At 37.3% G+C, this 10,181-nt stretch carries 10 protein-coding genes; 2 read left to right on the top strand and 8 right to left on the bottom strand.

What is annotated here, in order from left to right; translation table 11 throughout:
- Positions 1-8 precede the first annotated feature (8 nt).
- From HNQ80_RS06040 to ftcD, 4 genes are all read right to left on the bottom strand, one after another.
- Positions 9-566, bottom strand: coding sequence for a UbiX family flavin prenyltransferase (locus HNQ80_RS06040; RefSeq protein WP_184309178.1), 558 nt, complete (start codon positions 564-566; stop codon positions 9-11).
- Positions 567-593: 27 nt separating this feature from the next.
- Complete coding sequence (locus tag HNQ80_RS06045; RefSeq protein ID WP_184309180.1) at positions 594-1,196, bottom strand: cysteine hydrolase family protein; 603 nt, start codon at positions 1,194-1,196, stop codon at positions 594-596.
- A 148-nt stretch (positions 1,197-1,344) separates the two neighbouring features.
- Complete coding sequence (allB, locus tag HNQ80_RS06050) at positions 1,345-2,760, bottom strand: allantoinase AllB (protein ID WP_184309182.1); 1,416 nt, start codon at positions 2,758-2,760, stop codon at positions 1,345-1,347.
- Between the two features lie 173 nt (positions 2,761-2,933).
- Complete coding sequence (gene ftcD, locus HNQ80_RS06055; protein WP_184309183.1) at positions 2,934-3,839, bottom strand: glutamate formimidoyltransferase; 906 nt, start codon at positions 3,837-3,839, stop codon at positions 2,934-2,936.
- 396 nt (positions 3,840-4,235) lie between these two features.
- Here ftcD and HNQ80_RS06060 point away from each other — a divergent pair, with 396 nt between their 5' ends.
- A complete protein-coding gene (locus tag HNQ80_RS06060) occupies positions 4,236-4,928 on the top strand; it encodes a cyclase family protein (protein WP_184309186.1) in 693 nt (230 codons plus the stop codon).
- Positions 4,929-4,964: 36 nt separating this feature from the next.
- On the opposite strand, the gene HNQ80_RS06065 is transcribed toward HNQ80_RS06060, so the two are convergent.
- From HNQ80_RS06065 to HNQ80_RS06075, 3 genes are all read right to left on the bottom strand, one after another.
- Positions 4,965-6,638, bottom strand: a complete 1,674-nt coding sequence (locus tag HNQ80_RS06065; RefSeq protein WP_184309188.1) for a PucR family transcriptional regulator — start codon at positions 6,636-6,638, stop codon at positions 4,965-4,967.
- A 182-nt stretch (positions 6,639-6,820) separates the two neighbouring features.
- Entirely contained in the window at positions 6,821-6,979 is a 159-nt protein-coding gene (locus HNQ80_RS06070) for a hypothetical protein (protein WP_184309190.1), read from the bottom strand.
- Positions 6,972-8,303 (bottom strand): hypothetical protein, encoded by a 1,332-nt coding sequence (locus HNQ80_RS06075; RefSeq protein ID WP_184309191.1) that lies wholly within the window; start codon positions 8,301-8,303, stop codon positions 6,972-6,974. Before HNQ80_RS06075 ends, HNQ80_RS06070 begins: the two co-directional genes overlap by 8 nt.
- A 417-nt stretch (positions 8,304-8,720) precedes the next feature.
- On the opposite strand from HNQ80_RS06075, the gene HNQ80_RS06080 reads away from it, so the two are divergent.
- Positions 8,721-9,302: a DUF4879 domain-containing protein gene (locus HNQ80_RS06080; RefSeq protein WP_184309194.1), complete on the top strand. Its 582-nt coding sequence runs from the start codon at positions 8,721-8,723 to the stop codon at positions 9,300-9,302.
- 143 nt (positions 9,303-9,445) lie between these two features.
- Here the strand turns inward: HNQ80_RS06080 and HNQ80_RS06085 are convergent, their stop codons facing one another.
- Positions 9,446-9,898, bottom strand: coding sequence for a hypothetical protein (locus HNQ80_RS06085; protein ID WP_184309196.1), 453 nt, complete (start codon positions 9,896-9,898; stop codon positions 9,446-9,448).
- Positions 9,899-10,181 lie beyond the last annotated feature (283 nt).

Here is a 10,181-nt window from a genome sequence, read left to right on the forward strand (position 1 = left end):
CTCTACTCTTAATCTTCTCCCCATCTTTTAGATAGACAATGTTCAATACCCATTTGATCCAATGTACGTCCAACCATGATATTTACTAAATCTCCAATCGTCTCAGGCTGGTGATAAAATCCAGGTGCAGCAGGCATAATCTTCACCCCAATCCTGGCGAGCTTTAGCATGTTTTCCAAATGGATCACGCTAAGGGGCGTTTCTCGAGGAAGAAGAAGCAATTTTCTACCCTCCTTAATCGTTACGTCTGCCGCCCTGGTTACCAGATTGTTAGAGATCCCATTGGCAATGGCACCTAAGGTATTCATGGAACAGGGTGCTATAATCATTCCGTCAGCTCTGAAGGAACCGCTGGCAATTGGTGCTGCTAAATCATTATTGTCATGATGATAAGCTGCAAGGCTTTTCAATTCTTCCAGCTTCATATCACACTCGTGCTCTACCACATACTGTCCCATTCTAGAAACTACCAGATGGGTCTCAATATTCAATTGCTCTAGTGCCTTTAGCAAGGCCACGCCATAAATGGCGCAACTACCGCCAGTTATTCCTACAACCAGTCGCATGATTTCAATCCCTCATTTCTTCAGTGACTACTTCACCTTGTTTTCCTTATCTCCTCCGCCTACCCATGGGTCTTCGCCATTTTCCCAGGCTTGGATGTATTCATCAATCGTCATAACCTTTGTAAATATGCTAAGATCCACGAGTCCATGCTCATGCATTTCCTTTGTTTTAGAGGCACAACCATCACTTAAGGTAATGACTTTATATGCATTGTATAGGGCATCGGCTGCAGTACTTCTTACACATACATTGGTCCAAACCCCTGTCACAACTACGGTATCCATATTCTCTTCTCTTAGATACAAATCCAAATCTGTGTGTGCAAATCCGCTATGTCTTCTTTTGGGGACGATATATTCATCTCCTTGGGGATAGAGTTCAGGGATAATATCAGATCCCCAGGTTCCTTTTACTGCGTGGACAGGCCGTACTCGGAAGTCTGCATCATTTTTACGATGGGCTTCTTGAATATGGACCAAGTGTATATCGTCATCCTTTCGATTTCTTACCCAATCAAAAAGTTTTTGTAAATTTGGTATGATCTCTTCTCCACCAGGGCATCGCAGCGTCGCCTTTTCCCCAACGAAATCATTTAGCATATCTATTACCAAAATGGCATGTCTTGGCATTTATAACTCCTCCTTTTATTAGCTTGTTTATCCGAATCTTTGAATCTTCCATTTGTTGATTCAGTATTCAAATTTCTTACCTACCCTTGTTAGCGGTTAGCAGTTAGCGGTTTAAAATCTTTTCACAGCTAACTGCTAACCATATTTTTTAATACTTAATTGCTTTATCTAATTTTTGAATGCTTTGTCTTCTAATGAATTGACCGTAGCCTTCTCTTCCAACAATACCTTCTTTATCATCATAAACGAGCTTCCCACGAACTACAGTTTTTACTGGTTTACCCTTTAATTTATATCCATGGAATGGCGTATACTTGGCCATGGTGTACATTTTATCCTTATCGATTACCCATTCTTTCTCAAGATCAATAATCGTAAAGTCTGCATCAGAACCAATATTCATGGCACCTTTCTTTGGGTAAAGTCCATAATGCTTCGCAGGAGCTGTGCTCAATACTTCTACCAATCGGCTTAAGGATAATCTTCCTTTGTTGTAGCCTTCACTTACAACCACTGGAACCATAGTTTCTACCCCTGGAATACCTGGGAAGGCATTCCAAATATGCATGCCTTCTGCAGCTTTCTCTGTAGGAATCTCATAAGGTGCATGATCCGTTGCTACGAAATCTATGCTTCCATCCCGCAATGCCTTCCAATGGATTTCATTGTCTTCTTTGCATCTTAGTGGTGGTGCAATTTTTGCAAATTGCATGAACTCTGTCATGGCATCCTGGTAATTCAAAGTTAGATAGTGAGGACATGTTTCTGCCGTTACGTCTAACCCTCTCTTTTTCGCATCACCAACAAGTTTAGCGCCTACACCAGTGCTCATATGAACGATATGTAATCTAGCCCCTGTCTCCTCAGCAAAGCTGATTCCTAGCTCAATGGCTACTTTTTCTGCCAAGTGACTTCTTGCTTCTGCCCAAGCCGGTCCATCCGTGCGACCTTCCTTTTCGAACTTTTTCACGTTGTAATCACACATTGCGAAGTTTTCTGCATGGATACCGATAGGCAGCCCAGTTTCTGAAACTGATCTAAAAGCTTCTAACATTTCTGGGTCTGTTACTCTTGGATAGGTTGGCACCGATGGTGTCATGTACACTTTAAAAGCAAGGACGCCATAGTCTGCCTGTTCTTTTACATTATGAAGCCATCCTTCACGAACATCTTCTCCTGTAACGCCGCCCCACATACCGTAATCGATGATGGCTTTATCTTTAATGGCGTTTAGCTTATGCTCCAGATTTTCAACACTTCTAACGGATGGTACAGAGCAGCAAGGCATATCAACAATCATTGTTACCCCACCGCTAGCTGCTGCGGAAGTACCTGTTAAAAAGTTTTCTCTATGGGTAAAGCCTGGATCGTTTATATGGGTATGAGAGTCAATACAGCCTGGAAGAGTTAAATGTCCCTCTGCATCGATCACTTCAGCTGCTTCTATTCCCTCTGTGTTGGGTACAAAGCCTATGATTTTCTCATCAGCAACCAAAATATTGGTAAGTACGGTGTCATCTCCTTGAGGTATCCTTGCATTTTTTACCATTACATCCACTTTCATTTTTTATCCCCCTTTTCTATTTATCAGACCATAATTTGAAACTGCTTAAATAACTAGCTTAATTAAAACTTAAATTCTGTACTTCGTTACGCGGTTAGCGCGATTTTATTTTAAGCTGTATTTTCTTGTCAAGATCTTTTACTTTCAACTTATCTCTTGTCTCCTGTCTCTTTCTACTTCATCAAATGGGTTTCTAGGATTTGGTCTTTTCTTAGATTTTCAAGCCCAAGGTAATATTCTAAGGAGTTCAGTAGGTAGTCTAGTTTTACTGGTCCTACGATCTCGGAACCTGTAACGATCACACCATATCTCGCTGCCTCATCCTTGACGAAATTGTAAGCACGATAGAGAGGTGTTGCCCCGCAGTCAAACATATTCATCGATACAACGGTTCCTTCTCTTTCGGGGAATTTGATGCCTACAGCTCTGATTGTAGAGAATCCACCACTTGGACCCCTTACACCCTTAGCAATGGCTTTGGCAATCTCCACATTCTCCGTAGATAAAAATACATTGTATGCAGTCAATCCTTCTAGATCCGCGCTCACGATGGTTGCACCAGCCGTTGGATGCAAAGCTGCAGGGCCAATATCAGGTTTTCTTTCATCAGTATGGGCTACCAGCTTTAATCCTTCGTATTGTCCCTTACGGATAAAGGAAAGGGCTTTTCTGTCTTCATTTCGTGCATTCACCCCTGAAAAGAATACAGGTACTTCATATCTTTTAAACACTTCCACGCCGATTTCTTCAGCCAATACCTTACATTCATCCAGCGTGATGTTCTTAAATGGAAAGATTGGCAAGGTGTCTTGAGCACCGATTCTTGGATGGGTACCTTGATGGTCTTCCATATTGATCAATTCATAGCTTTTTCCTGCCAAAGCAAGAAGTGCTTCTTTTATTGGCTGGGGCTCGCCGATCAAGGTTACTACGGTCCGGTTAAAATCATGTTCTGGCTCGTAGCTAACCAATCTCACCCCTTCTATATTCCTGACTGCATCCACAACGGTCTCTATTACTTCTTTTCTTCTTCCTTCACTGAAATTTGGAACAGCTAAAACATACTGTTTCTCATTCATTCCCTTGTCCTCCTCATTATTCTATCTGTTTATTTTTCATAATTTTATATATTTATTGAATTCTCAAAATATACACAAAACCCTTTGTGGTTTTTTTACAAAAGACAATGGCACCCCCATGATTTCAACAATCACTTTTTGTTTTCTTTCTATAAATTTCATGGTTTTTTTTGTCGTGTTTTCTACCCTTATCGAACCAAGATAATGCTGGTTTCAATGGTTCCATATTTTCTTTGTGCTTTCGTTGAAAGTGCTTCTGATTCATTGTGTTTTCCATAGAAAGCAGGAATTTATTTCCTTACAGCTAATACTTTATATAATAAAACGGTGATATACATACAGTAGGGGTTGCATAGTATGCAATCCGGAATCATCACACAGGAAAGGAGAAAACGTATGGGATTAAAATTGATTGATCTTTCTCAGGAAATCTATCAAGGAATGTCTGTTTTTCCAATGCATCAGAAAACTTTTATCATGACCAATATGAGCCATGAAGAAAATATGTCTATGACTGGCAGCAAGAAGCTAGGCTTTTCTGCGAGAAATCTATTGATCAGTGAGCATGGAGGAACTCATTGTGATGCCGTATGGGAGTATAAACCTTCTGGGTTAACCATTGATAAAATGCCTCTCCATCATTTTTGGGGCAGTGCCATCTGTATTGATGTATCCCACATACCTCCTAGTCGGTATATTGAACCAGCTGACTTGGAAAAAGCCGTGGCAAAATCTGGTCAAACCCTACAAGCTGGTGATATTGTCTTATTATATACGGGCCATTATGATCGTCATTTCAATACAGACAAGTGGCAGGCGACCTATTCCGGTTTAAGCTATGCGGGTGCCAAATGGCTGGCTGAGCAGGGAGCTGTAAACATTGGTGTAGATGCACCTGCCATTGATCATCCCGATGATATTGACTTCTCTGGCCACTTGATCTGCGGTGAATATGACATTACCAATACAGAAAATCTCTGCAACTTGGATAAAGTATTAAATCAAAGATTCTTATTTTTTGGCCTTCCGCTGAAGATAAGAGACGGATCTGGCTCACCTATTCGCGCCATTGCTTTGGTAGAAGAATAAATAAATGCCCCTGTTCTTAAGAACAGGGGCATTTATTTACGAACATTTTAATATCTTCATAATTTTTAAAGCCGTTTCTAAATCAAATCGATCTTCTGCATTATCAACATCTCTACCTGTAATCTGTTTGATCCGCTGCACCCTGTACAAGATAGTATTGTAATGGGTAAACAGTAATTCTGACATTTTCTTTAGATTTCCATTTGTTTCAAAATAGACCTGTAGTGTTTTCAAAAGCTCTGTATTCTTGCAACGATCATACGCTACTAAGGCTTCCAGGGTTTGCTGATAGAAACTATTTAATTCTTCTCTTAAGCTGTCATGACAAAGAATTTTATATACCCCTAAGTCCTCAAAATATATCATTTTGTCCTTATTCAGCAGTATACCAGCTTCTATAGCCCGATCTGCATCGTTCATACTCTTATAGACATGTTCTAGCCCCCCATAATTCCTGCCTACGCCTATCACAAAATTTCCTTCTTTAAAGATTTCCTTGCATAATCGTTCAATCCTGTTTCCGTACTTTTTTGTTCGATGATGGGATTCTTTTTCATTAGAAAACATGGTAAGAATAGATATTTTTTCTTCCTTACTGATCATCAATCCATGCCACTGCTCATGATGAAGAATCTTTTCAAGATTCAGTATGAATTTTGCCTTTAAGCTATCCAATGGTTCCTGCTTTTTTTTCTTATCCGAATCCCAGATATTGAGCAGGCGAATATTTAATACCTGATACCATCCATTGGGATCAAGCTTGTAGATATTTCCTCGACTAATAGCAGCGGCCTTTCTCCTTTCATCGCTAGAGATGAGACTCTCAAAAAACTCCAGCTTATATCGATGCTCAACCTCATACACTGAACTTTTTTTTAAAAATTCTAATGCGATAATGGTAGATGCTGATTCTAATGCTACCTTATCCAGATTACTAATGGGCCGAACGATATCCCATACCAAAATATGCCCTTGAACATTTCCTTTTACGATAATTGGAATCATTACCTTCTTAACTGAACGTTCATCCAATATGTCCAACTTTTCCGTTTTTGTATCCATCTTTTTATTTTCATGGTTGTTTTCAAAAAATAAACTGCTCCGTTCGATCAAATGTTTATAATCAATGGTTTCATTTCTATCTGCATGATAAATATATTCGTCGAAATGATGATCTCTTACAATAATAGGATTTTTAATGGTTTGCTTGAGCGTTCTAATAATTTCTCGAATCCCCCCACCCTTGAGGACCACTGCCATCAAATCATTGTGGACAGCCTCCATTCTCTGCAAAAGCGTGGCTTGCTTGTTGAAAATCTCCTTAAAAATAGGCGTCATAATATCTGTAAATGCTGTGGCATAATGAAGATCTATGATTGGGAATCCCAAGGCATCTGCCAGATCTATCACTTCTTTTGAAAGCCCATCAATATAAGGATAGATTTTTATCCCAATTCCTGCTAGTTTCTTTTTGCTGCACTCCATAATCAGTTTTTTCTGGAGCTCAATGTCATCTTTTCGAAAGGAATATGCCGTGGTAAGCAGCAGTTCCCCCTCATTTACCCAATGCAGAATATCTGGATCAGCCATGATATTCAACCGAGTAATTGTATTGTCAATCCCATTATGTCCAGCAATGATTTTAGATTTATCCAAACAATCCATTTCCAAAGCCTGCCGAATGGTAATGCCACTCTCTTGTAGTATCATAGCTACACTCCTAGGTATCAGATTTTTATCTCAAGCTGTGATATATTTAACCAGTTTAGTTAATACATTTCTAAGCCCAGAGATAAAATTCCTGCTCTCACTCAAAAACAATCTGAATTTTCAATCTTTGTTTTTCGACAAAAAAAACTGTAGTATTTTACTACAGTTTTTTTGTATCTCCCCTATCCCTTAATACTCCATGGTCCCGGAACTACATCACATATTATTACTTTCTTTTGATTTTCAATACTACTGATTTCTCTCCCATTCCCATTCCCATTCCAGATATGTACACCCAATAAAAGCATACACATCATCACAAGTAATCCCCTTTTAAACATATAAACCTTCATCCCCTTTCACTTGATAGAATGCTCTTAATATATCATCTAATTCTTGGGATCGGTTCAAATTATTGTAATAAGTCATGATCCGAAGAATTGACTTACTATGAAAATCAATCATTTTATTGCTTATTAGACTTAGGACCTCGCCCTTTAATCTATCTATACACGCCAGTTTTGCTGCATGTTCATCTCTTGATAGCTGCATATCTGTAAGGCAGTCTATAGATTTTTTTATACTACCATAGTCTTGCAGCCTCTTTCCATATTCCAATGCTTCATATAAATATTTCTCAGCTAAATCATATTTTTCCAAATAATGATAGGCCCGTCCTATTTCAAGCTTTATCTGCGACAAATAAAGGCTCTTTCCCTCTACTTGTTTTAATAAAGGCATTAACTCGTCTATTTGAGTTACTACTTTAGAGGTCTCTCCTAGCAAACAGTAGATTTCCAGCATGTTCGTTAAAATCATTGCTTTATTTTCCACCATGCCATCCTTCAGTTGCGGGATTAAATCCTGATAAATGTCTTGGGCTTTTTCATAATTATTATCTCTTTTATAGCAAATAGCCTTTAAAATCATTAAATCTAAATACTTGGTCAGTTGCTTTTCTTCTATGAATCCTTCTATCTCTTGAATCTTTTCAATGGCTATCTCATATTGGCTAAGATACATATCCGCCAAGGCACCATTATATAAAATTCTTACAAATAGTTTATCTGCTACTTCCTGTCTGTAGATATTTGCAAAATTTCCATACTCAATGGTTTCTTTATATCGACCTGTCCGAATACAGACTGCCATAAGTTTGGCTAAGCATTCAACAATTATGGTTGGATTTGATAGCCTTATAGCGCTTTCAAAGGCTTTGATATGGTATAAATAGCTCTTTTCATAATCAAATTTAGCATCAAAATGATCGGCTACTCTACCATAAATATTGGCTTTTTCGTCGGGCAAATCCCATTCTCCAAAAAACAGGTTTACCTCTTCCAGATACTTTTCCATATCCTCTTTGGTCAGCAGCTTTTCTTCTAGAACCTGGGTATACTCAGCTGCTTTCTGTTTTGCTTCAAACCTTCCTGCTGTAAACAAGTCTCTGATTTCAAGTATCAAATCGATGTTTCTTTCTCGGCATAGTCTGTTTAAATTTGCTACTAAAATATTTGCCGTGTCTCTTGTTAAGCTGGCTTTATTGTTTTCAATGATACTGACCAGATTCCGGGTAATCTCGCCACCAACAATTTCATGCTGCCGGAATTTCAAAGTCCTTCTAATCTTCTTTAAAATTTCTCCTGGGAATGTTACGTTCTCCACGTTTATTTCACAACACCTTTACGACTAAATTCTTTTGTAGGACTACTATACCATAAACAAAAATAATTGTAAATACTATTTACTTATTTGACTTTTTTGTTTATACTGAAAATGTAAAATATTTTTACTATTTAATCAAAGGGAGGTGATGTTATGTATAGGACAAGATTACCAACAAAAATAACCTTATATACTGTTCCATTCGCCGCCAAGCATAAAGGAACAGACATATAAGGTTCATACGAATTCTAATTAAGTATACCCATTTTGTAGTTCTTTTTCAATATTCTTCTAAGTGACTTTAAAAAAACATGCATATAAGGTAAGTCTTTTAGCTTTATCGTATCCACTTTCTAATTTTTTTTCAATATATTTCATTTTACTTACGAATAATAATTTAATGAGGAGGAATACGTTATGAAAAAAAGAGGCTGGAGTATAATGCTAAGTTTAATCATTTGTTTAGGCATGACTATGAATGTTTTCGGTGAAACTTTACATTATGAAAAAGAAGATGATACTACAAATTCTTTACTTCTCCAAAAGACATCTATTGACATGGATAAGCAGCTTCGCGAGACTCTTGAATCATTAAAAGCAGAACAGGCAAGCCATGCTTCAGAAGACGGAGAATTTCAGCTGATGGCACCAGCTCCTCCATTAACTTATCTACAAGTATATGCAGCAATTTCATCAAAACATCCTACATATGAGTATTTTTCAGAAAATCAACTATCTTCTATTGAAGATCATGGCGGAGATGAAATGTATATCGTTACTGTTGAACTAGGATATGGACATACTCAATTTGCAAAAATGGGAAATGTATTATTGAATGTAGTTCAATCAGAAGCAATAGACTTAGATAATGATTCTATTATCGATGGATGGTTCTATTGGTGGGACGCAAGTTCTTATGAGTCAGGAAATTTTACTTACCAGAATACATCCTCAAATTACCCTTGGAATACAATGTCTGATGCCATTTACATTAAGTAATATAAATTATAAATTATGCTAGAATGAACTAGAAAGCTCCCCGTTAAAGAATATACTCATAATAAAAAAACTCGCTATTATCTAAATTAGCGAGTTTTTTTCTGCAATAAACTTTCTTAAAAATAGATTTATAGATGGTTCAATTATATCAAACGTTTTAGAATATTAATGATTTTTTGATTGTTCATATACCCAATATTATTGCTCATTCTTAAATCTCGTTCTGATCTCGATTCATATTCTGCTATCCAATCCCTGTTACCATCCTGATTTGCTTGAGTTAAATTGATATCTACTTTTATAGATTGTGGAGATTCATTCGGATTAAAAGTTAGAATCCCATGAACCAGTAAAGGAATTTGATCTTCCTCATACAACTTAGCTGATATGGTACAAAGATCATCAAAAGAGGCGTTACGAATGTCATATTCTTTGCTAATTTCTTCCCAAATATTTGAAGCATCTACTGATTTATTTTGAGAAATATTCTTCTGAATTTTCTCAGCAGAATAAATATTCCCATTAGCTTCAGTATTAGGTGTCATATTTTTTTTTAAATACAAGTTAGATTGATAGTAACCTTCATTGATTTTCACAAGTGTTCCCCCTTTATCAAATATTCATTATATTTATTTTCGGATATTTTTTGGATATGTTTAATATATTTGGAAAAATTTATTTAAAATATACGGTAATTTCCTGCGGCAAATGGGGCCATCTCCGATTTCCAGAAAGAATATCTATCATCCTAGCTCCATAATATAAATAAACCCGTACTGCATTATGAACTGCCCCCTGTCAAGTAGACAGTGGAAATAATTAAAAATGTGTAGCGTCAATCCATTGATTGGCGCTATATTTATGCAACTAGCTTTGATA

This window comes from Anaerosolibacter carboniphilus, from assembly GCF_014205875.1.
GTDB lineage: Bacteria > Bacillota > Clostridia > Peptostreptococcales > Thermotaleaceae > Anaerosolibacter > Anaerosolibacter carboniphilus.

Coding starts and splice junctions, on each gene's coding strand:
- HNQ80_RS06040 (WP_184309178.1), bottom strand. CDS start 566: ATGCGACTGGTTGTAGGAATAACTGGCGGTAGTTGCGCCATTTATGGC.
- HNQ80_RS06045 (WP_184309180.1), bottom strand. CDS start 1,196: ATGCCAAGACATGCCATTTTGGTAATAGATATGCTAAATGATTTCGTT.
- allB (WP_184309182.1), bottom strand. CDS start 2,760: ATGAAAGTGGATGTAATGGTAAAAAATGCAAGGATACCTCAAGGAGAT.
- ftcD (WP_184309183.1), bottom strand. CDS start 3,839: ATGAATGAGAAACAGTATGTTTTAGCTGTTCCAAATTTCAGTGAAGGA.
- HNQ80_RS06060 (WP_184309186.1), top strand. CDS start 4,236: ATGGGATTAAAATTGATTGATCTTTCTCAGGAAATCTATCAAGGAATG.
- HNQ80_RS06065 (WP_184309188.1), bottom strand. CDS start 6,638: ATGATACTACAAGAGAGTGGCATTACCATTCGGCAGGCTTTGGAAATG.
- HNQ80_RS06070 (WP_184309190.1), bottom strand. CDS start 6,979: ATGTTTAAAAGGGGATTACTTGTGATGATGTGTATGCTTTTATTGGGT.
- HNQ80_RS06080 (WP_184309194.1), top strand. CDS start 8,721: ATGAAAAAAAGAGGCTGGAGTATAATGCTAAGTTTAATCATTTGTTTA.